We start from the raw sequence: 25,157 nt of genomic DNA, 5'->3' as shown, positions 1-25,157 counted from the left end.
TTGCTATCTTTCAACGATTATCCAGATAACTCTTCGAAAATGCAGGAGTTAAAATCCTGTAAATAGTGAAAATGATCCCCTACAAATAGATAAAAGCCGCCCCGCTAAAACCACAGGAACGGCTTAAATACCAGCTTTTCAAGCAATATAAAAACCACCCACCGATAAAATTTATTTTATCAATAGATGGTAGATAATCTGGTGGAGGCGGGGGGAGTCGAACCCCCGTCCGAAAGCAAGACCAGTCCAGTCTCTCCGAGCGCAGTCCGTGTTTTGAGTTTCGCCAACCGGACGCCCACGAACAGGCTTCCTTCGGCTATCCCCGATTAGTTTCCCCTTGAAGCCCCTCGAGGAGGAAGGCTTCAGGGTACCCTAACTAAGTGACGCCCTGCACCAGGCCGTTAGGAAACCTGGCCGGACGAGCCGCTTAAGCGGCTAGTGCGAAGTTATCTTCTGCAGTTACTTTAAGTTTTTCGCCTTTTTATCGAGCTGGCGACAACTCGGCTCGCTGCTCGACCCATCTTATCCCCCGTCGAAACCAGTACGCCCCCATATATTTATGGTAACTGCCGGTTATGCTAATAGAGAATAAATGAGCTATTTAATTATTTAATTACAACCGCACCAGTCATAATAATATCGCAGTACGCTTTTGTCAAGAAGTGAGCCAGAGGAACCGTCCCTTGACTCAATTCATGCGGCTGCGTTCTTTTACTGCCCGGTCAATATCGCGTTTGGCATCCCGGGAGGCGATGTCTTCACGCTTGTCGTAGAGTTTCTTGCCTACCGCAACAGCTATCTCCATCTTAGCCCGGCCGTTTTTAAAGTAAATCTTCAGCGGTATCAGGGTGCACCCTTTTTCCTTCTGCATCCCCAGCAGGTGATTTATTTCCCGGCGGTTCAGCAATAGCTTTTTGGGCCGCAAAGGGTCATGGTTGAAGCGGTTGCCTTTGTCATAAGGACTGATGTGAAAATTATTCACCCAGACCTCCCCGCCTTTAACCGTGGCATAGGCGTCCTGCAGGTTGCCCTTGCCCATGCGCAGGGACTTGACCTCGGTGCCCACCAGCACCAGTCCGGCTTCAAAGCTTTCTTTTACATGGTAGTTGTGCCGGGCCTTGCGGTTATCAACCACCGGTTTTATGCCCTTTTGTTTACCCATTTCAGCACCCCGATTAGAAAACTCGGCTTGAGCCGAGCCGTTGACTTAAGGCAAATAGCCTTGTTTCATATCTTTCCGCCTTTGAAAATAGTTGTCTGATGCGGTTAAAATAACCCTCGCCTCGGTTTTTCAAGGCCAGGGTTTTTGCTTCTATATCTGCCTCTAAAGTATACCTTACGCCTGGTTAATGGTCAAGTATCCTGTATATCGCTAACTTTAAGGTACGAATAGGAACTGTCCTTACTGTCTGACCCTCACCGATATGATCAGCAACCCCGACCTCCCGGCAACTTTAGTCAAGTAATTCAAAGTCGATTTTGGCCTCATCCACATCTACCCGTACCAGCTGCACCCGGACCTGGTCACCGATGGCAAATTTGCGGCCGCTATGGCGTCCTGCCAGGGTGTAGTTGCGGTCATTGAACTCGTAGTAATCATCGGTGATGCTGGATATGTGTACCAGTCCTTCCACCGTATTATCCAGTTCAACAAAGAAACCAAATGACAGAATGGAAGAAATGCGGGCTGCAAATTCCTCTCCTATGAACTGTTGCATATACTGGGCTTTCTTGATATCAACCAGTTCCCTTTCCGCTTCTTCCGCCCTTATTTCCTGCTGCGTAGACTGCTCACCGTATTTAGCCATCTTCTTTTCCAAAGCAGCCCGTTTTTTGGCATTCATATTACCGTCCAGCAGAGCAGTCAAAGCCCGGTGCACTACCAAATCGGGGTAGCGGCGGATGGGACTGGTAAAATGACAGTAGTATTTGGAGGCCAGGCCGAAATGCCCCAGGGCTTCCTGAGTATAACGGGCATGCTTCATGGAGCGCAGCAACAGCATGGCAATCATCTGCTCTTCCGGCCTGCCCTTGATATCTTCCAGGATTTTTTGATAAATAACAGGCTCAATTTTTTTGGCTTTAATCTTATGTCCAAATCCACCCAGAACCAGGTTAAGCTTGGCTAATGACTCTTCATCCGGCTTTTCATGAACCCGGTAGAGTATCGGTATCTGCCTTGAGTACATATGCTCGGCCACCACTTCATTAGCCTTTATCATAAAGTCCTCAATCAGCATTTCTCCCGGGCCCCGCTCCAGGCATCTGATTTCAACCGGGAAGCTGTTATCATCAACTATTACCTTGGACTCGGGAAAATCAAAGTCCAGACTGCCCTGACGGGTTCTTCTGGCTCTCAAGATATCGGCCAGTTCCTTCATCAGATAAAAATCTTCCAACAGTTCCTGGTAGCGCGCCTTTTCTTCCGGGTCATCATCAGCCAGGATGCGGTTTACGGCTGTATAGGTCATGCGCTCTCTGATATTGATAACCGACTTGCAGATATCATGGTTTAAAACCTCTCCATTAGGATCGATATCCATGATACAGCTCATGGCCAGGCGCTCCCGGCTGGCATTAAGGCTGCATATGTTATTGGAAAGCTCCGGCGGCAACATGGGCAGTACTTTATTTATCAGATAAACGCTGGTACCGCGGGCAAAAGCCTCCTTGTCCAGGCGGCTGTCCTCCCTTACATAGTGGGATACATCAGCTATATGCACCCCCAAACGGTAGCCCGCGGGAATCCGGCTGATGGAAACGGCATCATCCAGGTCTTTGGCATCTTCGCCGTCAATGGTAACCATGCGCCAATCCCTTAAATCACGGCGCTTTTTTATCTCCGCAGCCGTAACCGGCTGGGCCACTTCCCCGGCCTCCTGCAGCACCGCTTCAGGAAAGTCGGTTCTTAATCCATGTTTTTTAATAACCACCTGCAAGTCCAGTCCCGGCTCCCCTTTACGTCCCAGCACCTCTACAATTTTCCCTTCCAGAGCCCGATCCCGGTCGGGCCAGGAGATTATATTAACCAGTACCTTATCTCCATCTTTAACTGCCATTTTCCTAACCGAACGAATATAAATGGGATAAAAATGGCGATTATCGTCCGGTATTACCTGCCCCCGCTTCCTGCCCCGTTCATAAGTGCCTACCAACTGCTGGTTGGCTCGCTTGATTACCCGGATTACCTCGCCTTCGGGCCGCTGCCCCCCGTTCTGGCTGGCATTGAGCCTTACCATAACTTTATCACTATGCATGGCGCCGTTCAGGGCACCGCTGTACACAAAAACTTCCGGACGGGTAATATCGTCAGGCACCAGGATGCCGTATCCCCGCTGGTTTAGCCTGATCGTCCCCCTTACCAGGTTCATCATCTCCGGGAGACCGTACTTATTCTTGCGCGTCCTTACTATCTCGCCATCCTTTTCCAGGTGTCCCAATTCCCTCATAAATTTATTCTCTTCTTCTTCGCTTACCCCGAACACATCCCTGAGTTCATGATAACTCAGAGGCCGGTAACTTTTCTGGCGCATGTGTTCCAGGATGCCATCACTATTGATCATATATCCTCCTTAAATATCACAGGAATTTTACTTCTATATATTATTCCCACTAAAGCCGGCTATTTAGCCCTGCAAACCGATATCGGCAGCAATTGTTTTCATACTCTGCAAAGCGATAGTCAAAAACTCTTCCAGCTCCAGCCCCAATTCCGCACAGACGGCCATATTCTCCCGGCTCGCTCCCCGGGCAAAGGCCTTTTCCTTGAAACGCTTTTTCAGTGATTTAAGTTCCACCCCGGCCAGGCTTTTATCCGGGCGTACCAGGGCGGCGGCGGTGATAAAGCCGCTGACCGGATCGGCAGCGAACAGGGCTTTATCCATCATGGTCTTCCGTTCCAGACCATGAGCCTCATTATGCACCTTGACAGCATAAACGATATCAGCAGGAAGCCCATGTTCCTCCAGAATCTCGGCTCCTTTAAGGGAATGGGCTTCTAAATCTTCGACAGTAAACTCATAGTCTATATCATGCAGTAACCCCGCCAGAGCGTAGGTTTCTTCATCCTCCCCCAGCTTGCGTGCCAGTCCCCTCATAATCGCCTCCACCGCCAGGCAATGGTTAATCAAGTTCTCCGTGTGTAAATAATGCCTTAGCAAGGCCATTGCTTCTTCTCTCAACATTTTTTGCCTCCTCTGTTGCAAATAATTTATAAATCCGCGTTCTCAATTTCGAACTATGTAAGCATAGGTTGCCCTCATAGGCGGCGCTAACCTGTGGTTATTAAAAACTCTGCTATAGCTTTAGCCAGTTTGTCCTTTTCGCTGCCCATGGTGGCTATGTGGTCGGAATCGGGGAGCTCCAACAGCTCCGACCCGGGTAATTTCTCCTGCAGATAGTACCCGCTGCGGGGGTGCACGGATTCATCCCGCAGGGACTGAACGAGCAGAAGCGGCAGTTTTACTTCATTGATCTCCTGCACTACTAAATTCCGCAGTTTGGTAACACTCTGAAAAGCCTTGACCGGAATGACATCATAGGCAAATCTGCCCTGTTCCTCCAATTCCCGCAGGTGCAGGCGATCTTTTTTAGGATAGAAGGGCCTTACACATCTTATTAAGGGGCTGGCTGCAGTCAACACCGGGGAATGGTTAAAGATAGGGGTATTTATGGCAATAGCCCCCTTCAGCCCGGGCACAAGACAGGCAGCATGCAGAGCAAGCAATGCCCCCATAGATAAACCCCCAACAAAAACCCGTAGATAACTCTCCATTAAAAAGCCCAGCTCTTTCTCTACCGCAGCATACCATTGCTCCCAATTGGTTTGGTTGAGAAAACGGGGAGTAGAACCATGACCAGGTAAAAGCGGGACACTGAGGGTACAGCCACACAGGTCATGAATAAGGCGGGCGGTGGGATATAATTCCGAAGGTGAAGCAGTGAAGCCATGAATAAATAGGAGAGCTGTCTCCCGGCTGCCACCTAAGAAAAAAGATTCCGCTTGTGGATATATGTATATCATGATTGCCTCCTGTCAATGCCTCTTGGGGTAATTATAGCATTAAAAAGCAGGCGGGACTAAACCCCCTGTCCCCTTATAAGTAATGAGTTATGCTATAAAAGGGACAACTAAAGCCAGGGAAACAATGAGCAGGAATTTAAGCAGGAGATTCAGGCTGGCTGCGTAGGAATATTCTCCGGCTCTCAGAATAGCCAGGAGGGTACCTGATACAACCGCGCCAATAATCAGTGCGGCCAGGGCTTGCTTACCCAGCAAAATCCCGGTAAGAAGCGGTATTGCTGTCGCCATCGCCAACACCAGCAACGATTCCCCATATTTGCCATAACTGAAATCAGGCAGTGAAAAATCGCCCTTCGCTTCACTTGGAATTTCATCTGCAGGGGGTTCGCTGTCTTCAAGACCTTGTTCCTCTGAACTGTTCCGATCTTCACCAGCCATCCAGCCGGAAAACAGATAGGGCAGAGTGCCGCCTATCGCCAGACTAAGCAAAACCACACCGTTGAATACGGGTATTATTTCCATTCCGCCCATCTGGGTAAAGGTCAGCAGAAGGACAACCGAAGCCAAAGCAGCCGAACATATATTAAAGCAACTGACCGGTTTATCATTATGGTCTTGTCCAGCAGCGATTTCCTGATAAACCTTGTCTGTATCAGCCGGTTTTTCATTCCCCATCATAGCTCCATCAAATAAGCCCAGGGAATAATTCCGCATCGGTTTCAGGGTCTGCATGAATACAGCTATACCGGTAAACAGAATCACAGCCAGAGCAGCTATGGCAATACCATAAAATCCAGAAGTATAATAGGCTAACACCAAAGCCAGCAGCAGAACGGGAACAGAAATCAGCAGGTGATAGCTATGCGGTTTATTAATAAAGAAGGGGAGTTTGAAGTACCAAGGTAAAAGCAGGAGTATGGCCGCTGCCCACCCTGCCCCAAACGAAAGGAAAACCTTTGCCTGTTCGCCGGGGAGCAGGACTTTGATCGCAAACAGGGTAAACACAAGCATGAATAAGGCGAAAAGGCCTGATGATATAGCCGTTGCCTTCAACCATCCCCGGTTGCGCAAGATGATTATAATCAGCAAAATAGTCATATAAGCCGGAAGAGCAGCAGCAAAAACTGATAACGGCAGGAGTACTCCGCCGAATCCATACCGGACCATACCCAGAGCTCCGATGCTCATCGCCCCCGCCAGGACAGCAGCACAGGAACTGCATAAATCAAGGACAGTAGTTCCCGCGTGAAGGACAACGGATATTGGCTTGACAGTTGGGCACGCTTCGGGCAGGGGAGCCTCTGATGTATATATTTCGGATTTGACCGGGAAGACAAAAAAGTTGCCGGCAGCAGCATAGAATAAAGCCGGTAAACTAATCCCCAGCACAAAAAAGCTTAGCGAACCGGGAGTACCGACGCAGAAAAACACCAGGCCGCATCCCAAAAAAACGGCGGAAAATACCAGTAACCCCACAGCGCTGGCTGCACAGAGCAATACCGCCATAGCCTTACCGGGAGAGCCGGCGGCGGCAGCCCTGGTTCCCGCCCGCTGCAGGTTGGCAACGGCTTGGTTCAGCAGCAGTAAAGCGGTCAGTATTCCCGCCCAAAAACATACCGCGAACGACCAGCCATATATAAACCCCAGCATACAAAAAGCTACCAGGGCGCCCCCGGTAGCGACTATGTAATATCTGTTTAAAAAAGCCCTTAATAAACTCTCGATATTAGCCGCATTTCCATCTGCGGCAATTGTCCCCGGAGGCAGGCGGTTGATGCCCAATATCAAAAATATTGCCAGCAATAAGCCCGCTGCTCCGAGTACAGGGGTATAAACTAGATAATTTTGCATGGCATAATATCCATCCTCTCATATCACGCCAGGTTGAATATTTAGCCCATAATGGCCAGAGCCAGTGTCAGTATCATAAACGCTACGCACAGATAGGCGGTTATTTTGCTGAGCAAGTCATCCAGACCCTTTTTCTTGCCGAAAATAGCCTCGCCGCCACCGGCAATGCTTCCAGACAGACCGGCACTTTTACCGGATTGCAGAAGAATAGTGGCAATTACGCCCAGAGCGCATATAATCTGGAGTATTAACAAGATTATTTTTAACATGTTTCCCACCTCCATGTGTATAATCAGATTCCGCTTAAGGCGAAAATCGATAGTCATGTTTACAAGACAGAATATATTTTATCATAAAAGTGTGGAAAACAAAATAGCCGCTTTATTTCTTAAGATTGTAAAAAGCCTTGATTCCCCGATACAGCGCGAACTCGTCCAGCTCTTCCTCAATTCTTAGCAGTTGGTTGTACTTGGCCACCCGATCCGTCCGGGCCGGGGCCCCGGTTTTTATCTGCCCGCTGCCGGTTGCCACCGCAATATCAGCAATAGTGGCGTCCTCGGTCTCTCCTGAACGGTGGGAAATAACACAGGTATATCCGGCACGGCGAGCCATTTCAATGGTATCCAGGGTTTCAGTCAGAGTGCCGATCTGGTTCACCTTTATCAGGATACTGTTGCAAACCCCCAGTTCGATCCCTTGTGCCAGCCTCTCGGTATTGGTTACAAACAGGTCGTCCCCTACCAGCTGCACTTTACCGCCGACGCGGTCGGTCAATAGTTTCCAGCCCTCCCAATCGTCCTCGGCCAAACCGTCTTCGATTGATATTACCGGATATTTCTCCACCAGACCGGCATAGAAATCTACGATTTCCTGGGATGACAGCACTTGCCGGGTACTTTCCAGGTGGTATTTGCCATCCCGGTAAATCTCACTGGCAGCTACATCCAATCCGATATAAATGTCTTTTCCTGACTGGTAACCAGCCTCAGCAATAGCTTCCAGGATAACTTCAATCGCCGCTTCGTTGGAGGGCAGGTTGGGAGCGAATCCGCCTTCGTCCCCTACTGCAGTAGCCAGGCCTTTCCGGCTCAAAACTTTTTTTAAGGCATGGTATACTTCAACTCCCATACGCAACCCTTCGGCAAAAGAAGGCGCGCCACAGGGGATTATCATAAATTCCTGGATATCCACATTGTTATCAGCATGCTTGCCGCCGTTTAAGATATTCATCATCGGAACCGGTATTTCCTTGGCATTAACCCCGCCGATGTACTGGTAAAGCGGTATCCCCAGGTAATTAGCCGCTGCCCGGGCCACCGCCAGGGAAACTCCCAGGATAGCATTGGCTCCCAGCTTGCCTTTGTTGGGGGTGCCGTCCATCTCTATCATCAAGGTGTCGATGTCCACCTGGTGAGTGCAGTCCATGCCGATAACTTCCGGCGCAATAATGTCATTTACATTATCTACCGCCTTTAATACCCCTTTGCCGTTATAGCGGCTTTTATCCCCATCCCTTAACTCCACCGCCTCGTGGGCGCCGGTGGACGCCCCGGAAGGTACGATAGCCCGTCCCATGGTTCCATCCTCTAATATTACCTCTACTTCCACCGTAGGGTTACCCCGGGAATCAAGCACCTCACGCCCATAAACATCAACAATAACACTCATCCTGGTCTGCTCCCTTCGTAAATAATCTGACGCGGACCTGCCGCATCATACTAAAGTCTGTGATCTAAAAATCTGTGTTATCTATGGTTTCTAAATAAGTGGTTTCCCCGTCATTTCCTCCGGTATCGGGATACCTAATAAGGCCAGCATGGTTGGCGCTATATCCCGCAGAGAAGCATCAGCGCGCAGACTTTGGCCCTTAAACCTGTCTCCTGCCAGTATAAAAGGAACCTGGTCGGTAGTATGGGCAGTATGCGGACCGCCGGTCTCCTGGCAAATCATCATCTCACAATTGCCATGGTCAGCCGTTATCAGCACACAGCCTCCCCTGGTCAGTACGGCATCAACTATCTGGGCCATGCATTCATCTACCGTTTTAACTGCCTGAACCGCAGCTTCCAGCACTCCGGTATGGCCTACCATATCAGGATTGGCAAAATTAATGATGATGACCTCATAGTAATCCCGCTCAATCGCCTTCAGCACCCGGGCGGTAACCTCAGGTGCACTCATCTCCGGCTGCAGATTATAGGTAGCCACATTGGGGGACGGAACGAGAATGCGGTCTTCGCCCGGGTTGGGCTCTTCTACCCCGCCATTGAAAAAAAAGGTGACATGAGCATACTTTTCGGTCTCCGCAATCCTCAGCTGATGCAGGTGGTGCTCCCCCAGCACTTCCCCCAGAGTATTATCCAGGTTCTGAGGCAAAAAGGCCACCGGTGCATCAATGGTAGCGTCATATTGGGTCATGCAAACGTAATATATCCGGGGACGAAGCCGCCGTTCAAATTTATCCATAACCGGCTCCACAAAGGCCCGGGTAATCTGGCGAGCCCGGTCAGCCCGGAAATTAAAGAAAATAAGCCCGTCCCCGTCTTTGATGGTTGCCACCGGATCACCCTTGTCGTCAACTATTACCACTGGTTCCACAAATTCGTCGTTGACCCGGGCTTCGTAACTGTTTTCAATAGCGGCATAAGCGTTGGGAGCTTTTACTCCTTCTCCCAGCACCAGAGCATCATAGGCTTTTTCAATCCGCTCCCAGTGATTATCCCTATCCATGGCATAATAGCGCCCCGACAGGGAGGCAATTTTGCCCACGCCCAGTTCGTTCATCTTCTTTTCCAGCGCCGTCACATATTGGGCCGCACTCTTAGGGTTCACATCCCGCCCATCAAGGAAAGCATGTACATATACATTCTTCATTCCCCTATCCTGACACAACTGGAGCAGAGCGTAGATATGTTCCATATGGCTATGTACGCCCCCGTCGGAAAGCAGTCCCATCAAATGTACGGCTCCTTTATTCTTTTGGGCATAATCCATCGCCGCATTGAGCTCCCGGTTCTTATAAAAACTGCCGTCTTCTATAGCACTGCTGATGCGGGTTATTTCTTGAAATACAATACGGCCTGACCCCATATTTAAATGGCCCACTTCGGAGTTTCCCATCAATCCCCGGGGCAATCCGACATCCAGGCCGGAACATTTTAAACAGGTTGACGGATATTCATCCCATAAGCGATAGAAATTGCGGGGGTCAGCCAGGGTAATAGCGTTGCCCTGGTCGGTATCACGCAAGCCCCATCCGTCGAGTATCATCAAAACCACGGGCGTTATTGTCATCTCTTACTTAAACCTCACTATACCGGCAAAAGAATCTGCCTGCAGGCTGGCGCCGCCCACCAGTGCCCCGTCAATATCTTCTTCTGCCATAAACTCTGCAATATTCTCCGGCTTGACGCTTCCTCCGTACAAAATACGGATAGATTCCGCTTGTTCCCTTCTATATAACCGGGCCAGACAACTGCGGATAAATCCGGTCATCTCCTGTGCATCATCGCTGCTGGCATTTACCCCGGTACCGATGGCCCATACCGGTTCATAGGCTATAACCATGCCTCCGGGAGCAAAGGATACATCCTTAAGATCCCGGCTGAGCTGTTCTTTGACCACTTCCCGGGCCATATGGTTCTCCCGTTCCTGCAGGGTTTCGCCTACGCAAAGAATAGGAGTAATACCCGCATCTAGGGCTGCCCTTACCTTGCGGTTAATGATGGCATCGTTCTCCCCCATTATCTGGCGTCTTTCCGAATGTCCCAGTATTACATAGCTGCAGCCGGCGTCCACCAGCATCAAGGGTGATATTTCCCCGGTATAGGCCCCCTTCATCTCCCAGAACAGGTTCTGCGCTCCCACTCTGATACCGGAACCTGACAGTGCTCCCCTCAATGCCGGAAGACTGACAAAAGACGGACAAACCGCAACTTCTACTTCTGTTACGCCGCTCAGCAGCGGCAGCAAATCCTGCACAAAGGTCTCGGTATCCCGGATGCTCTTATTCATCTTCCAGTTAGCCACTATGAGTGGAGTTCTCAACCCCAAACATCTCCCTTCTCCCCCGGCTTAAGCTCCACAAGCCACCACGCCGGGGAGCTTTATCCCTTCCAAAAATTCCAGTGTGGCGCCTCCTCCAGTTGATATATGGGTTATTTTATTTTCCAGGCCCAAATCGTGAGCTACCACTGCCGAATCTCCACCGCCTATTACGCTTACGGCGGTTGAGTTAGCTATGGCCTCGGTTACCTCACGGGTTCCGCGGGCAAATTGCTCGTACTCATAGACCCCCATGGGGCCGTTCCAAATAATAGTCTTGGCCTTATAAATCTCTTCTTTGTATTTTTCAATAGTCTGCGGGCCGATGTCCACTATCATCATATGCTCGGGCACCTCGTCAACGCTCGCGACTGCAGCTGCGGCATCAGTCGAAATCTCTTCGGCGATCACCACATCGGTCGGCAGCAGCAGCTTTACCTTTTTCTGCTCGGCTTTCTCTATCAGTCTTAGAGCTTCTGTGAGCAGGTCTTTCTCCAATAATGACCTGCCTACATTTTTACCCTGAGCCTGGATAAAGGTATTCGCCATTCCCCCGCCAATCAGAATCACATCCATTTTTTCCAGTAGATTTTCTATTATACCCAGTTTATCGGCAACCTTGGCCCCCCCCAGTATGGCCATACGCGGACTTTGGGGAGAATTCAGCACATTGGAGAGCATTTTTACTTCCCGTTCCATCAGAAATCCAGCATAGGCGGGTAAGTGATCGGCTATACCGGCAGTTGAAGCATGGGCCCGATGGGCGGTGCCAAAAGCATCATTTATATAAAGGTCTCCAAGAGCAGCCAGTTGTTGGGTGAATTCCGCATCATTCTCTTCTTCACCGGAATGAAAGCGCAGGTTTTCCAGCAGCAGTACTTCTCCGGGATTCAGGCCCTCCACCCTTTCCTCCACTTCTTTGCCTACACAGTCCTCGGCCATACTGACCGGAGCTTGCAGCAAATCATTAAGGTGGGCAGCTACTCCTTTAAGGCTGTATTTTTCCTCCGGCTTGCCCTTGGGCCGGCCCAGGTGGCTCATAAGTATGAGCTTGCCCCGGTGGGCCAGGATATACTCCATACTGGGAAGGGCTGCCCGCATCTTGGAATCATCCAGTATGTTGCCTTCCTTATCCATAGGTACGTTAAAATCCACCCGCATCAAAACCCGTTTCCCATCCAGTTCCGCATCCCTGAGATTTCTCAAGTATTACACCTCCAGGATTAATTAAGAATTCTTTGCTATATACTCCACTACATCCACTACCCGTACCGAATAGCCCCATTCATTGTCATACCAGGCGATTACTTTTGCCATGCGGTCGCCGGCCATCATGGTCAGCAGCCCGTCAACTATGGAAGAGTTGTTTTCTCCCCGATAATCACTGGAAACCAGGGGCTCTTCGGTGTATTTCAAGATGCCTTTGAGATTAGTCTCACCGGCAATTTTAAAAGCGTCGTTGATCTCTTCCACCGTGGCTGCTTTCTCCAGTTCTACCGTCAGGTCAACCAGAGAAACATCCGGGGTAGGTACCCGGGTGGCCATCCCATCAAGCTTGCCCTTCAGTTCCGGAATAACCAGCCCTACGGCACTGGCTGCACCGGTAGAGGTAGGAACGATGGACAAAGCTGCAGCCCGCGCCCTTCTCAGGTCGTCATGGGCCAAGTCCAGAATCCGCTGGTCATTCGTATAAGAATGAATAGTATTCATTAGTCCTTTCACTATGCCAAATTTCTCAATCAAGACCTTGGCCACCGGCGCCAGACAGTTGGTGGTGCAGGAAGCATTGGAAACCACGTCATATTCAGGCCGGTATTGTTCGTGGTTTACACCCATAACCATTGTAAGATCAGCCCCCTTGGCCGGGGCGGTAACAACTACCTTCCTGGCTCCTGCCTTAAGATGGCGGGCAGCTTTTTCCCGGTTGCGAAAAGCACCGCTGGATTCAACCACGATCTCTACTCCCATTTCCCCCCAGGGTAATTGTTCCGGGTCTTTATTGGAGAGATAGCGGATTTTACGCCCGCCTATAGCCAGGTAGTCCTCCTCCGCTTTGACCTCGGCCGGGTAAACCCCGTGTATGGAATCATATTTAAAAAGATGGGCATTGGATTTGGCATCACCCAGATCATTTACCGCCACCAGTTCCATGTCATCCCTGTCCAGGGCTATCCTGGCAACCAATCTGCCAATTCTCCCAAAACCGTTGATGGCAATTTTAACCGACATCAATTATCATCCTTTCCGTTAATTATGCTTATGATTTCCTTGGCTGCACCCTCATCGGTAATAAGAAGGCTTTGCCGCCGGCTGCTGAGCACTGCTTCGATCGCTTGAGCCTTATTGCTGCCGCCGGCAACTGCAATAATAACCGCGATGTTGTCCAGGTCGCTCAATTCCAGACCAATTCCCGGAACTTCATAGACTATTTTGCCCCTTTCGTCAAAATAATATCTAAGCGCCTCCCCCACAGCCCGATTTTTCTTTAAGAAATCGATTTCCGCAGGAGTAAGGCGTCGACGGTTAGCCATCTCCAGAGCTGACCCGATACCATGCACCAATATATCACTGGCCTTTATATTCTCTATCACGCGGGCAATATGAAAATCCTTTTTCAGTATCTCTACCGTAGTTTCCTCCAAATTATCCGGAATATGCAGCAGTCGATACTGAGCACCAAGCGACTTGGCTATCTTGGCGGCGATAGTACCGGCCTGCTGTTCCATTTCTTCCCCCAGGCCTCCCCGGGCAGGCACTACCGTCATATCCGGCAGATTCATACCCGAACCTATAGACTCAGCCATTTCCGCCAGGGTGGTGCCGCCGGTAACCGCTAAGGTACAGGAGGGATAGAGCAGTTTTTTAAGATAACGGGCTGCCGTCCGTCCCAAATCTTTTCGAGCCAGAGGGTCAGAATAGGAATCCCCTGGTACCACAATCACTTCAGGTATACCAAACAATTGTTTAAGTTTCTCAGCTAATGTTTGAGTCTGATACAGGAAGGGAATTATATCGTCAATTTCATGCAGCATCTCTTCTCCGGCAGCGGTGAGATATATCCCCGCCGGGGTTATATGTATTATTCCCCTTTCCTTTAATATGTCTATTTCACTGCGAACCGCTCTTTCCGTCAAGCCCAAATCCTTGACCAGTTGCCTCCTGCCGACAGGCTGCCGGTGCATTACCTGCCGCAGTATTTGATACCTGCTCTGGATGGTCTCCAAAGTCTCAGGAGCAAATCGTTCCATCAATGAAAAAAATCTATCCATAAATCGTCCTCAAAAAGACTTATTGGGGCAAGTTTACACACCAGGGGCAAAAATGTCCCAAATTTATTAACCTTGTATGCAAAATACCTTGCTTTATTAATTATTATATCACAATTGAGGAAAAATGATGCACATAGGTGAGAAAAAACCGTGCAGGCTGAAAGCAAAGGGCAGGAGGCGAAGACGCAGGCGGACACTCGGTATGATAACCGCCTCCCACCTGCGCGTTATCGTACTCTCAACAGCTAATAGCGTTTACGGGCCATGGTGGACAAAATTCCCAGTTCCTGGCGGTATTTGGCTACCGTGCGGCGGGATATCCTTATACCCTTCTTATTTAAAATCTTGGCAATGGCATCATCACTCAGAGGTTTGGTGGAATCTTCCGCTGCCACTATTTCTTCCAGCATATGTTTGATGCTCTTGGAGGAAATCTTTTGACTGCCATGGTAGGATTCGACTCCGGTACTGAAAAAGTATTTTAATTCAAACAGCCCCTGCGGGGTCTGAATGTACTTGTTGGTGGTAGCCCGGCTGACGGTAGACTCATGTACCTCGACAATATCCGCCACCTGCTTGAGGTTGAGGGGCTTCATATACTCCACCCCGTGATCCAGAAACTCGGTTTGGATGTCAACTATACAGCGGGCGACTTTGTAAAGGGTCATACGCCTCTGTTCGATACTGCGAATAAGCCAGATCGCAGAGCCCATTTTATCCTCCAGATATTTTCTGGCATCCTGGGTAAAGGAATTGGGCTGACGCAGGATGCTTTCATAGACCTGGTTGATTATCAGGCGGGGAAAATTAAAATCGTTTACTATGACAATATATTCTCCTTCCACCTTTTCCACAAAAGCATCGGGCAATATATATTTTATCTCATTACTGTTGCTGTACTGAAGACCAGGCTTGGGATCCAGGGTTCTGATCAAATCGCATATATCCTGTACTTCCTCTACCGGAACCGCCAGCACCTGAGCAATCTTGTTCAGCTTGCCCCGGGCCAGATCTCCCAGATGGTTGTTAATAATGTCCCGGGCCATATCACTTTCTTTACCGTAATGGCGTAATTGCAGAAGCAGGCATTCGGCCAGGTCACGGGCTCCAACTCCGTGGGGGTGAAACGACTGAATCAATTCCAGGGCCTCTTCAACCTTGTCCTTGCTCACATTCAGCTTGGCGGCCACTTCGTTCAAATCTATGCAAAGATAGCCGTTATTATCTATGCTCCCTATTAGATAATTGCCTATAACCAGGTTATCTTCTTTTTTGCTGGCGATATGGAGCTGAAACTCCAAATGCTCATAGAGACTGGGGCGACGGGTTAAGAAGTTATCAAAAGACTTTTCTTCGTCCCTATCCCGGGGAGTAAGGCCTATATCACGGTCATGGAAAACCTCCAGCCATTCTTCCATTTTAACATTCTCGTTTTCCTGGGCCTGTTTGTCTGCTTCCCCCTGCTCTTCACGCTCCTCCAAAAAGGGGTTCTCTTCCAGTTCCCTTTGGATATATTCAGTCAACTCCAGGGTGGACATCTGCAGAATGGCAATGGCCTGCCGCAGCTCCGGAGTCATAAGTAATTTTTGTTGTTGTTCCAGAAAAACATCATGTGTTAACCGCATGCAGATCCCCCTTTTATCTAACCCTTTAAACATAAATATTTCTGCACTGCCCGATTTATGTCCTTCTGTCTAGCTATCCCCAATAATCTCTTCCGCTATTTTTTCCAGTTTGCGCATTCGGTAAGCAACACCTGGTTTACTCAACTGGGGTTCAGTCAGTTCACCCAATTCCTTAAGGGTACAATCGGGATAGTCTACCCTGAGAAGGGCAAGTTCTTTGTACTGCGGCGCCAGGCTTTTCCACCCTTCTTTTTTCATTGCCCGGCTGATCAGGTCAATCTGCCGCACCGACGCATCTATGGTCTTGGCCAGATTGGCCGTCTCACAGTTCACCTGTCGATTGACGGCATTACGCATCGATTTAAGAATACGTACATTTTCAAAGTCCAGCAGGGCTCTATTCGCGCCTACAACCCGCAAAAAGTCTCCGATCTTCTCACTCTCTTTAAGGTATAAAACCAAGTTGCTTTTTCGTTCAAAGCTGCGCATATGGATACTGAAGCGCCCCAGCATTTTCTGTACCTGCACCGCCAGTTTATGGTCATTAAATACAATTTCCAGGTGATAATCACCTTCAGGCCGGTTTATAAACCCTCGGCTGAGAAATATCCCCCGCAGATATGCACGCTTGCAGCAGGCTTTTCTAGTAAAATATGTGTTAAGTTGCCGTTTACTATTATTATTGGCGGTAATCAATTGAAATTCCTGCAATATCGACAAATTATCTAAAGAAAATTGCGTGTTGACTTCATAAATCTTCGTTTTGCCAAAACGCCTGCGGTTTTCTATGCTAACGCTGGCGGGCAGGCTATAACTCTCCTTTATCAGCTTAAATATTTTCCGGGCCGTAGCTGCATTTTCGGCTCTTACTTTAAGAAGATATCCTTGTTCACCGGCATCAACAACTGTAGCTGCACTGTCCAACAGCGCCAGCAGCTCAGCTTTACGGCAGCATTCCTTCTCCGGTATCACCCGGGCCAGCTCATTCCTGACATCATTACAAAAACTCATGAACATTCTCCCCGCCAGAGCCCTGAATCCATAATCCCAGCTCGCCCTTGTCTGTATTGTGCCCAGCCATCCATGCGTTCGTTAACTTTCGCGCTTTATATTCTCCAGTATCACCCGGGCCAGTTTCTCAGAATCGTGCCAGGCCACATCGGTGTGTGACACCAGGTCTCTCTCAATAATATTAATTCCCATTTTTACTATTTCTTCTCCTGCCGTTCTTACCGGTATGGCTTTTTCCTCCTGATAACGCCTAAGTCTGTCTTCATCGATGCTGCCGCAGTTTATCACCGCATGCTCAATTAGCTGGCGCCCGCTGTACCGGGCAATCACCTGCAAATGGTCCGCAGCCGTAAATTGGTCGGTTTCCCCTTGTTCAGTCATTATATTACTGATGTAGAACGTGGCGGCCGGGGAGGCAGCTATAGCTTCACTGATGCCTTTTACCAGGAGATTGGGAATTATGCTGGTATAGAGGCTGCCGGGCCCTATAATAATAGCATCAGCCTCTTCAATAGCCTGCAATGTTTCCGGAACCGGACTGCACTCGGGCAGCAGAAAAATCTCCTGAATCCTTCCCCCATACTCCCGGATAGCGGTTTCACCCGTTACTCGCCGGCCGTCGGCCATAATTGCACCCAGGGTTATGGTTTCCAGGGTGGCTGGAATGACCTTGCCCCTGACTGCCAATACCTTGCTTGTTTCCCGAATAGCAGATACGAAATCCCCTGTTATTTCGGTCATAGCTGCTAACAGCAAGTTACCCAGATTATGTCCCTGAAGACTTCCCTCCTGGCGGAAACGGTGCTGAAAGACCCTATCCATCAGGGTTTCGGTCTCGGCCAGGGCTACCAGACAGTTGCGGATGTCACCCGGGGGCAGCACCCCGAGTTCATTCCTCAACCGGCCCGAACTGCCTCCATCATCACTAACCGTCACTACTGCCGTAAGTCTGGAAGTATATCGTTTTAGTCCCTTCAGCAATACTGATAGACCGGTACCTCCGCCTATCACGACTATTGCCGGTTCATGCCTGCCAGTATTCATTTACCCCTCCATTTTGTATCTTGCCACATCTCTATGCCGGGTTAAAACATTATATCCCATCTTCTTAAGCTGCCCGGCCACATAATCGGTCAGCACCACCGAGCGGTGCTGGCCGCCGGTACATCCTATAGAGACAGCCAGATTGGTTTTACCCTCCTGTACATAATAGGGAATCAAATATTTCAGGAGATTCAGGAAACGGCGGGTAAATGACCTGGTGACTGGAGATTCCAGTACATATTCAATTACTTCCCGGTCTTCCCCGGTAAGGCTGCGCATCAAAGGGTCATAGAAAGGATTGGTCAAAAACCTTACATCCATAACTATGTCAGAGTCCAGGGGAATACCCCATTTATACCCAAATGATACTATATTCACCGTAAACTGGGCGGATCTGCTTTCGCTATACAAACTTTGCAATTTGTCCTTGAGCTGCCGGACGGAAAGGCCGCCGGTGTCAATCACCAGATTAGCCCTGCCCCGCAATTCCTCCAGCATCTTCCTCTCCAGTTGGATAGACTCCATAAGCTGGCGGTGATCCGAAAGCGGATGGCGGCGGCGCGATTCCTTGAAACGCCGTACCAGTACATCATCGGCCGCCTCCAGAAAGAGAATCTCGTAGGCTATGCGGTCTTCCTTCAATTCGTGCAGTGACTGGGACAGATCGCTGAAAAAGTCTCCTCCCCTGACATCTATAACCAGGGCAACCTTGTCAACCCGGCCTTCGGACTGCATACTCAGCTCTACAAATTTAGGCAGCAATGCCGGAGGCAGATTATCGACACAATAGTAGCCCATATCCTCCAGACAATTGGCCACCTGGGTCTTACCGGCTCCTGAAAGACCGGTAATTATGAGTATGTGCAGCTTCTCTTCCTTTTTCTCCATTGGGTATAACCCCCTCCCTGGAACCGGTTCACCACCTGCTCGGGAGCAATATCCAGCTTTTCCACCAATTCGGTTCCATATTCCAGGTTTCCTACCGTCTCCCGGAAATGAGCATCACTGTTGATTATAAAATCAACCCCCGCTCCTTCTGCTTCCATTATAGCAGATATATCGGGGTATTCGTGCCCGCAATTTATCTCAAAGAGAACATCATTGCGGACACAAGCCCGGGCCACTTCTCCTACATCGACGGTGAAAAACAGACCGGGGTGAGCCAGGATATCCAGCAGGGGGTTATTATACATAGCCTCTATGCTGGCCTTGGTGTTATTGTTAATTGCTTTTTCCCGCTGTCCCCGCCCCAGGCGGCGCAGGGAATTTTGGACAAAAACCGCCCAACCGTCTTTGATTGAGGTAGGAAGGGTGTAAGGATGCAGCCCGGCAATGAGTATATCCATTTCAGCTATTATCTCCGGCGGGATATCCAGAGTGCCCTGTAAATCCCGGATGTTGGCCTCAGCTCCCAGCAATGCCTTTACGTCAGAGTGCACGGAAGCGACGGCATCCAGCTTGTCTCGCAACAACAGATAGTCACCAGCATCACTTACCCCGATTACAGCCGCCAGCGGACCATGGTCGGTAATAGCCACTTCTTTTAACCCCCGCTCCCGGGCTGCCCTGATAATATCTTCTTCATCCTGTCTGCCGTCGCTGAGCCGGGAATGGGTATGATAATCTCCGTATAGCTCCATAAAACACCTCAGCCGTCTATTCAAAAGTAATGCCCTGGGGCTTTAAATTGGATGCGGAACACGCCGATCCTATATGATTCACGCAGCTTTTTGCTTAACCCCGGCTTATATCTTCATTAGTGATTTCATCCTCGGGGCATGAACGGTTAATTGGAAAACAGAGTTTCCCAGGGCTGCGTCTCCTGCCATTAACGGTGAGACGCGCTTCATCTTGTACATAATGTGTGCATATTCCGCCGGCTTTAGACAGCTCAATAGAAAAACCAGCGTATAGCTGGTTTTAAAAAATTAGCGTTAATCCTACAAATCCGTGTGATCCGCATCTGTTTACGTATTATTCTATTTCCCCAATTCGGCCTTAAGGTAGTCGATGACTGCTACCGGAGTGGGATTTATGCCATATTCCAGGGCCAGGTAGACACTGGCATAGTCCCCGATATAGACCAGGGAGTAAAAGCGGGCGAGGTAGGATTCACCCTGGCTGTTTACTTCCGCTATGCTCTTGACCCGATCCTTGATTATGCCTTTGCTTATCTCTATCCGTCGTTTGACCCGTTCGTGGTCATACTGGTCTTTTAAAATTATGCAGCTCAGGGATGACAATAACTGCGGCGGGACTTCAAAACCCACTATCTCATTATGGCTCAGCTCCGGAAATACATTGTAAAAGGCCGGACATTTGGCATTTTCGTTAATCTGGGCCTTCCAGCGCAGAGCAGCTGCTTCGGATATGCCTGAGGTGCCCCAGATAACCGGTAGTGAACCTTTCAATTGCCGGGCAATAATCCGGGCCTGGTTGGCTGAAGCCGGGGCAGCAGGTTCGAGATTGCCCCGCATATCCCGTAAAACCTTTACCGTTTCCTCCAATTCCTGGCGAACGCCGGCAACTATTCCCAGTTCCTCCAGCAGCAGCGCCAGGGGAGCAAAAAGATGCCCGGTGGCGGCCCGCGGTACCAACCCGGCTGGTATCCCGACTACGGCATAGCCGTCTTCTTCTGCCCGCGCCTTAAGCTTCCCGCCGGTGGTAACGCATATTATCGATGCCTTCTTCTCCCGCGCCTCACTATAGGCGCTGAGGGTCTCTTCAGTATTGCCGGAGTAGCTTACCGCCAGGAAAAGAGTATCCTGGTTCACAAAAGCGGGCACATTGTAGTCCCTCACCACTACCACAGGTATTTTAGCCGTTCCGGCAGCATAGGTGCGTAAAATATCTCCGCCGATAGCCGACCCGCCCAGGCCTGACACTACTATCTGGCGGTAATCCTTTCGGTACCCGGAGGCAAATGCCAGATCCAGATCCAGACTGCCGGCAAACTGTTCCGGCAAGCCATACAGGTATTCCATCATCTGTTCCGCTGTCATATTGCTCAAGCTGTTTTCCCCCTCATTATTTATTATCTTCCGCCTCCCAACGGACAACCGTCCGGCTCTCAGGCCAATACCCGGGCTGCAAGCCGTCATATGTGAAAATATGCTTACCTGCGCCTGCCATCTAACATCTGTTTTCTAATACCGCTGCCACACAGCCATACAAAACTACATCATCTCCCAGTTCAGTACAATCAAGCGCTAAATGCTCCCGGTTCAAGGCAAAAGTATGCCGGAAGACATACTCCTGTACCGGCTGCAGCAGCAGATCCTTTAAACCCAGCATGACTCCCCCTCCCAGTACGACTGCTTCCGGATTCAAAACATTTACCATATTGGCTATGCCAATTCCCAGATATTCCGCCAACCGGGCAATCATTGACCTGGCCTCCTGATCTCCCTGCCGGGCGGCCCTGCCCAGTTCCCGGGCACCCGGCTTAACTCCTGAAGCGGTACATGCCAGTATTCCCTGGCCTGAACCCTGCTTGAACATCTCATCCAAATGCCGGCTGATGGAACTGCCTGAAGCCAGAGCCTCCATGCAGCCCCTGCGTCCGCAGTTGCACCGGGCGCCGCCGGCCTCTATAACCATATGGCCAAATTCTCCGGCTCCACCGGACCTCCCCCGGTATAATTTACCCGAAGTAATTATTCCTGCACCCACACCGGTGCTGACGGTAATATATAAGAGCTCCTGACAGTTGGAGTAGCGGCCATAGCGATGCTCCCCTATTGCAGCCATGTTGGTATCCTTTTCAACTATAACCGGACGACCGAATCGCCGGCTCATTTCTTTCCGAAACTCTACCTCTCCCCAGCCAAGGTTGGGAGAATCCTTTACTACTCCCTCGGGAAAAGCCAGCGGCCCTGGAGTAGCAACCGCTATTCCGGTGATTTCCTGTTCCCTGATTTCGTAAACCCTGATCAATTCACGGGCACTATCTGCAATCATATTCAGTGCCCCGTCAGGGTTATCCCCGGGAGTAGGCACACGGCTCCGACCCAGTATCGCACCATCTATACTGACAATACCGGTCAATATTTTAGTGGCCCCCAGGTCAACCGCCAGTACCAGTTCGCGCAAATAATAACCCCCAATTACAGTATGTACTTACGCAGGGCTTCGGCAACACCATCTTCATCATTGGAGCGGGTTACAAAATCGGCAGCTTCTTTTACCGCTTCCCAGGCATTTCCCATGGCTACTCCCACTCCTGCCCACTCCAGCATCTCCAGGTCATTATAGCTGTCTCCTATCGCCATTACTTCAGCCCGGCTTACGTGGTAATGGGATGCTACCACCCGCAGAGCATCCGCCTTATTGGCCTCCCGTGCCATAACCTCCAGGAAAAAAGGTTTGGAACGGGTAATATTAAGCTTCTCCCCATACCGGTCTTTTAATTCCCGTTCCATACTTAACAAGAGTTTCCTGTCCTCGGTTACCGCCATAATTTTCATAGCGTCTCCGCTGCCGGCAACCGTCACCAGGTCGTCAACCATGACCGCCTTTATTCCTGACAGGCTCTCATAGTAAAGGCCTTCCTCGGTGAGCGTTTCCATCATTAATTGATCCTCCAGATAACTATGATAATGAACCCTCTTGCTTCGGAAAAATCGAACCACCTCGGCTGCCGGCGCCGACGGCAAGGGGCGGTAGTAAATTACTTCTTGGGAGCGCGAGTTTTTTACCAGCCCTCCCTGATAGGTTATCAAGGGAATATCTACTTTTATCTGCCTGGCATAGGGTAAGGCGGAACGGTACATGCGGCCGGTAGCCAGGGTAACCAGAATCCCCCTTTGCTGTACCTCGCTTATAGCCCGCAGGCAATTATCGGCTATTTTCAAACCCGAGTCCAGCAGAGTATCATCCAAATCTATAGCCACTAATTTGACCAACCGCGAAAACCTCCTTTGGCTTAGGGGAAATCAGGTCATCGACATGCATGGATGCCAAGAAGCCGAGCTGATGCCCGGCTTTTAAGAACATTTTGTATTAGTATACCCTTTATTTAAAGTAAAATGTACGATCCTCGACCAGAAAACTTATCAAGAAACTCAGCAGGCTGAATATCAGAGCACTCAGTATAGCCCAGCCAAAACCTTGGATATCAAAGCCGCGGATAGTTATGGAAGTAATCCACAACATGAAACCATTGATAACCAGGGTGAACAGTCCCAGGGTTATAATATTCAGGGGCAGAGTTAAGATTATTAACAAAGGGCGGATAACGGCATTAATAACTCCCAAAAATATTGACCCGACTACAGCCGCCCAAACAGTAAGATGAAAAGCCGGTATAATTGCTGCCGTCAAAATAAGGGCCAGAATGCTCAGCAGCCACCTGATAACCCAACCATGCATCGATATACCCCCCCTCGACAATTAGCTTTCACCTGTTTACATTTATAATCAACGGGTTTGCAATTATTCTAACATAATTTGCAAGCTTAACGATTTATTTCCCGGGAAATCTTTAAAAAAATTTAAAAAGTGCCGCCATGGAAGTAATTATAGACATTTTCGGCGGCCTGGCGGGTCATGCCCGATATTTGGCCCAGTTCCTCCAGTGAAGCCTGCCGTATAGCCTTGACGGAACCGAAATGGCTTAAGAGCTTCTTTTTGCGGGTCGGCCCGATACCTTCAATTTTATCCAGGGCTGAAGCTTTGACTTTTCCGGCCCGGCGCTGGCGATTGTATTCAATGGCAAAACGGTGGGCCTCATCTCTTAGCCTCTGCAGCAACTGCAGGGCTTCGTCGCGGCGGGGCAAACGCAGGGGATGAGCCGGCCCCGGGGTATAAATTTCCTCATTCTTTTTGGCCAGACTGAACAAAGGTATGTCTACCCGCATAGCCTTGAGCACGTTGTTAACCGCATTGACCTGGCCGGCGCCACCGTCAATTATAATCAAATCCGGCTCCGGCAGGAATGCCGGATCTCCCTCCCGCGCCCGCTTAAAGCGCCTTTCCAGGGCCTCGCTCAATGAAGCGAAATCATCATTCTGATCTGACTTCATCTTAAAGCGGCGGTAAGCCTTGCGGTCTGCTGCCCCGCCGGTAAAAACCACCATGGAAGCCACCGTTTCTTCTCCTCCCAGGTGGGATATGTCATAACACTCTATCCTTTCCGGGATTACCTCCAGTTCCAGCACCTGGCTCAAGTGTTTAAGGATTGCCAGGTTGTTCTCTTCTCTATCGTGTTTCTCCTGCCAGAGCAAGGCCGCATTATTTAGGACCATATCCAGGAGACCTTTCTTATCCCCCCGCTGCGGTACCCGCATCACCACCTTGTGGCCGCTTTTGGCCCTGAGCCAGGATTCCAGCACTTCTATTTCCGCCGGCAGATGGGAGACCAGTATCTCCCCCGGTATATCCGGCCGTTCATCATAGTAATGCTTGAGGAAGAATTCCATCAGCTCGGCTTCATCTTCATCAATCGCCCGGTTCAGCCAGAAGGTGCCTTTGGCCATAATAGCACCGCCCCGGATTTTAAAAACCAGAACCAGGCTTTCTCTTTCCTCTCCGGTCAGGGCAATCATGTCCAGGTTGTAGGGGTTTTCAAAACTGATTTTCTGCTTTTCACCGATTTTCTTTATGCTTTCTATCTGATCGCGCAAACGTGCGGCCTTCTCAAATTCCAGATGGGCAGCCGCATTTTTCATCTCTTCTTCTTTTTGCTGCAAAAGTTCGCGGGATCTGCCTTCCATGAAGTCGAGCAGGGAATCAACTACCTGACGGTACTCTTCCGTGCTTGTTTCTCCGCTGCAGGGAGCCAGGCAGCGTCCGATATCACGGTTCAAGCAGGGCCGTATGCCCGTCCTTAAGGTCTTGCAGGTGCGCAGAGGAAAGACCAGATTTAACAGCTTCATGGTCTCGCGCAGAGAGGTGACATCGGTATAGGGACCAAAATAGCGGCTGACTCCATCTTTCTCTTCCCTTACCAGGGAAAGGCGGGGATAGGCTTCGCCTATGCTTATCTTCAGGTAGGGGTAGGTCTTATCATCCCGCAATCGGATATTGTATCTGGGTTTATAGGCTTTAATCAGGTTGTTTTCCAGGATAAGGGCTTCAACTTCGCTGCCGGTGACGACATAATCAAAATCAGCCACCCGGGCCATCATGGCCCGTACCTTGGGATGCAGTTTATCCGGGGACTGGAAATAAGAGCGCATGCGGTTACGCAGGGCTTTGGCCTTGCCCACATAAATAACCCGGCCATCCCTGTCCTGGTAAAGATAAACCCCCGGCTTCAGGGGTACATTACGCAACCGTTCCTTTAACATA

22 protein-coding genes and 1 other RNA gene are annotated in these 25,157 nt (G+C 49.8%); all 23 read right to left on the bottom strand.

Going from position 1 to position 25,157, the window contains the following annotated elements; all coding sequences use genetic code 11:
* Nucleotides 1-199: 199 nt before the first annotated feature.
* Nucleotides 200-551, bottom strand: a transfer-messenger RNA (tmRNA) gene (gene ssrA / locus ACU70B_RS01740).
* Between the two features lie 137 nt (nucleotides 552-688).
* Nucleotides 689-1,162 carry an SsrA-binding protein SmpB gene (gene smpB / locus ACU70B_RS01735; RefSeq protein WP_447184643.1) on the bottom strand — a complete coding sequence of 158 codons (474 nt, stop codon included), beginning with the start codon at nucleotides 1,160-1,162 and terminating at the stop codon, nucleotides 689-691.
* Between the two features lie 292 nt (nucleotides 1,163-1,454).
* Nucleotides 1,455-3,563, bottom strand: a complete 2,109-nt coding sequence (gene rnr / locus ACU70B_RS01730; protein ID WP_447184642.1) for a ribonuclease R — start codon at nucleotides 3,561-3,563, stop codon at nucleotides 1,455-1,457.
* A 63-nt stretch (nucleotides 3,564-3,626) separates the two neighbouring features.
* Complete coding sequence (locus tag ACU70B_RS01725; protein WP_447184641.1) at nucleotides 3,627-4,184, bottom strand: HDIG domain-containing metalloprotein; 558 nt, start codon at nucleotides 4,182-4,184, stop codon at nucleotides 3,627-3,629.
* Nucleotides 4,185-4,270: 86 nt separating this feature from the next.
* Nucleotides 4,271-5,023, bottom strand: coding sequence for an alpha/beta hydrolase (locus tag ACU70B_RS01720; protein WP_447184640.1), 753 nt, complete (start codon nucleotides 5,021-5,023; stop codon nucleotides 4,271-4,273).
* Nucleotides 5,024-5,110: 87 nt separating this feature from the next.
* Entirely contained in the window at nucleotides 5,111-6,874 is a 1,764-nt protein-coding gene (locus tag ACU70B_RS01715) for a sodium/proton-translocating pyrophosphatase (RefSeq protein WP_447184639.1), read from the bottom strand.
* Nucleotides 6,875-6,915: 41 nt separating this feature from the next.
* Nucleotides 6,916-7,143, bottom strand: a complete 228-nt coding sequence (secG, locus tag ACU70B_RS01710) for a preprotein translocase subunit SecG (RefSeq protein ID WP_447184638.1) — start codon at nucleotides 7,141-7,143, stop codon at nucleotides 6,916-6,918.
* Nucleotides 7,144-7,255: 112 nt separating this feature from the next.
* Entirely contained in the window at nucleotides 7,256-8,542 is a 1,287-nt protein-coding gene (gene eno, locus ACU70B_RS01705; protein WP_447184637.1) for a phosphopyruvate hydratase, read from the bottom strand.
* 90 nt (nucleotides 8,543-8,632) lie between these two features.
* Nucleotides 8,633-10,168, bottom strand: coding sequence for a 2,3-bisphosphoglycerate-independent phosphoglycerate mutase (gpmI, locus tag ACU70B_RS01700; RefSeq protein ID WP_447184636.1), 1,536 nt, complete (start codon nucleotides 10,166-10,168; stop codon nucleotides 8,633-8,635).
* Between the two features lie 3 nt (nucleotides 10,169-10,171).
* Nucleotides 10,172-10,921, bottom strand: coding sequence for a triose-phosphate isomerase (gene tpiA / locus ACU70B_RS01695; RefSeq protein WP_447184635.1), 750 nt, complete (start codon nucleotides 10,919-10,921; stop codon nucleotides 10,172-10,174).
* A gap of 27 nt (nucleotides 10,922-10,948) precedes the next feature.
* On the bottom strand, nucleotides 10,949-12,124 hold the full coding sequence (locus ACU70B_RS01690; RefSeq protein WP_447184634.1) for a phosphoglycerate kinase: 1,176 nt from the start codon (nucleotides 12,122-12,124) through the stop codon (nucleotides 10,949-10,951).
* A gap of 21 nt (nucleotides 12,125-12,145) precedes the next feature.
* The gene (gap, locus tag ACU70B_RS01685) at nucleotides 12,146-13,147 is read right to left on the bottom strand and encodes a type I glyceraldehyde-3-phosphate dehydrogenase (protein ID WP_447184633.1); all 1,002 of its coding nucleotides are present in this window, start codon (nucleotides 13,145-13,147) and stop codon (nucleotides 12,146-12,148) included.
* Nucleotides 13,147-14,187, bottom strand: a complete 1,041-nt coding sequence (locus ACU70B_RS01680) for a sugar-binding transcriptional regulator (protein WP_447184632.1) — start codon at nucleotides 14,185-14,187, stop codon at nucleotides 13,147-13,149. The genes gap and ACU70B_RS01680 overlap by 1 nt, the downstream gene beginning before the upstream one ends.
* Before the next feature lie 245 nt (nucleotides 14,188-14,432).
* Nucleotides 14,433-15,812 (bottom strand): RNA polymerase factor sigma-54, encoded by a 1,380-nt coding sequence (gene rpoN, locus ACU70B_RS01675; protein ID WP_447184631.1) that lies wholly within the window; start codon nucleotides 15,810-15,812, stop codon nucleotides 14,433-14,435.
* A gap of 69 nt (nucleotides 15,813-15,881) precedes the next feature.
* A complete protein-coding gene (whiA, locus tag ACU70B_RS01670; protein WP_447184630.1) occupies nucleotides 15,882-16,823 on the bottom strand; it encodes a DNA-binding protein WhiA in 942 nt (313 codons plus the stop codon).
* An 81-nt stretch (nucleotides 16,824-16,904) separates the two neighbouring features.
* Complete coding sequence (locus ACU70B_RS01665) at nucleotides 16,905-17,867, bottom strand: gluconeogenesis factor YvcK family protein (RefSeq protein ID WP_447184629.1); 963 nt, start codon at nucleotides 17,865-17,867, stop codon at nucleotides 16,905-16,907.
* Nucleotides 17,868-18,755, bottom strand: a complete 888-nt coding sequence (gene rapZ / locus ACU70B_RS01660; protein ID WP_447184628.1) for an RNase adapter RapZ — start codon at nucleotides 18,753-18,755, stop codon at nucleotides 17,868-17,870. It abuts the gene before it with no gap.
* On the bottom strand, nucleotides 18,719-19,507 hold the full coding sequence (locus tag ACU70B_RS01655) for a PHP domain-containing protein (protein WP_447184627.1): 789 nt from the start codon (nucleotides 19,505-19,507) through the stop codon (nucleotides 18,719-18,721). Before ACU70B_RS01655 ends, rapZ begins: the two co-directional genes overlap by 37 nt.
* Before the next feature lie 339 nt (nucleotides 19,508-19,846).
* Complete coding sequence (locus tag ACU70B_RS01650; protein ID WP_447184626.1) at nucleotides 19,847-20,878, bottom strand: bifunctional phosphoglucose/phosphomannose isomerase; 1,032 nt, start codon at nucleotides 20,876-20,878, stop codon at nucleotides 19,847-19,849.
* 121 nt (nucleotides 20,879-20,999) lie between these two features.
* The gene (locus ACU70B_RS01645) at nucleotides 21,000-21,959 is read right to left on the bottom strand and encodes an ROK family protein (RefSeq protein ID WP_447184625.1); all 960 of its coding nucleotides are present in this window, start codon (nucleotides 21,957-21,959) and stop codon (nucleotides 21,000-21,002) included.
* Nucleotides 21,960-21,973: 14 nt separating this feature from the next.
* On the bottom strand, nucleotides 21,974-22,771 hold the full coding sequence (locus ACU70B_RS01640) for a Cof-type HAD-IIB family hydrolase (RefSeq protein ID WP_447184624.1): 798 nt from the start codon (nucleotides 22,769-22,771) through the stop codon (nucleotides 21,974-21,976).
* Nucleotides 22,772-22,880: 109 nt separating this feature from the next.
* On the bottom strand, nucleotides 22,881-23,237 hold the full coding sequence (locus ACU70B_RS01635) for a phage holin family protein (protein WP_447184623.1): 357 nt from the start codon (nucleotides 23,235-23,237) through the stop codon (nucleotides 22,881-22,883).
* 122 nt (nucleotides 23,238-23,359) lie between these two features.
* Nucleotides 23,360-25,156 carry an excinuclease ABC subunit UvrC gene (gene uvrC / locus ACU70B_RS01630; protein WP_447184622.1) on the bottom strand — a complete coding sequence of 599 codons (1,797 nt, stop codon included), beginning with the start codon at nucleotides 25,154-25,156 and terminating at the stop codon, nucleotides 23,360-23,362.
* Between the last annotated feature and the right edge of the window lies 1 nt (nucleotide 25,157).

The sequence above is a fragment of the Syntrophomonas curvata genome (genome assembly GCF_052976825.1).
This window is presented reverse-complemented; position numbering and strand designations above follow the sequence as displayed.

Bases quoted from the DNA above. Each gene is read 5' to 3' on its own strand.
- smpB (WP_447184643.1), bottom strand. From the start codon at position 1,162: ATGGGTAAACAAAAGGGCATAAAACCGGTGGTTGATAACCGCAAGGCC.
- rnr (WP_447184642.1), bottom strand. From the start codon at position 3,563: ATGATCAATAGTGATGGCATCCTGGAACACATGCGCCAGAAAAGTTAC.
- ACU70B_RS01725 (WP_447184641.1), bottom strand. From the start codon at position 4,184: ATGTTGAGAGAAGAAGCAATGGCCTTGCTAAGGCATTATTTACACACG.
- ACU70B_RS01720 (WP_447184640.1), bottom strand. From the start codon at position 5,023: ATGATATACATATATCCACAAGCGGAATCTTTTTTCTTAGGTGGCAGC.
- ACU70B_RS01715 (WP_447184639.1), bottom strand. From the start codon at position 6,874: ATGCAAAATTATCTAGTTTATACCCCTGTACTCGGAGCAGCGGGCTTA.
- secG (WP_447184638.1), bottom strand. From the start codon at position 7,143: ATGTTAAAAATAATCTTGTTAATACTCCAGATTATATGCGCTCTGGGC.
- eno (WP_447184637.1), bottom strand. From the start codon at position 8,542: ATGAGTGTTATTGTTGATGTTTATGGGCGTGAGGTGCTTGATTCCCGG.
- gpmI (WP_447184636.1), bottom strand. From the start codon at position 10,168: ATGACAATAACGCCCGTGGTTTTGATGATACTCGACGGATGGGGCTTG.
- gap (WP_447184633.1), bottom strand. From the start codon at position 13,147: ATGTCGGTTAAAATTGCCATCAACGGTTTTGGGAGAATTGGCAGATTG.
- ACU70B_RS01680 (WP_447184632.1), bottom strand. From the start codon at position 14,187: ATGGATAGATTTTTTTCATTGATGGAACGATTTGCTCCTGAGACTTTG.
- rpoN (WP_447184631.1), bottom strand. From the start codon at position 15,812: ATGCGGTTAACACATGATGTTTTTCTGGAACAACAACAAAAATTACTT.
- whiA (WP_447184630.1), bottom strand. From the start codon at position 16,823: ATGAGTTTTTGTAATGATGTCAGGAATGAGCTGGCCCGGGTGATACCG.
- ACU70B_RS01665 (WP_447184629.1), bottom strand. From the start codon at position 17,867: ATGAATACTGGCAGGCATGAACCGGCAATAGTCGTGATAGGCGGAGGT.
- rapZ (WP_447184628.1), bottom strand. From the start codon at position 18,755: ATGGAGAAAAAGGAAGAGAAGCTGCACATACTCATAATTACCGGTCTT.
- ACU70B_RS01655 (WP_447184627.1), bottom strand. From the start codon at position 19,507: ATGGAGCTATACGGAGATTATCATACCCATTCCCGGCTCAGCGACGGC.
- ACU70B_RS01635 (WP_447184623.1), bottom strand. From the start codon at position 23,237: ATGCATGGTTGGGTTATCAGGTGGCTGCTGAGCATTCTGGCCCTTATT.
- uvrC (WP_447184622.1), bottom strand. From the start codon at position 25,156: ATGTTAAAGGAACGGTTGCGTAATGTACCCCTGAAGCCGGGGGTTTAT.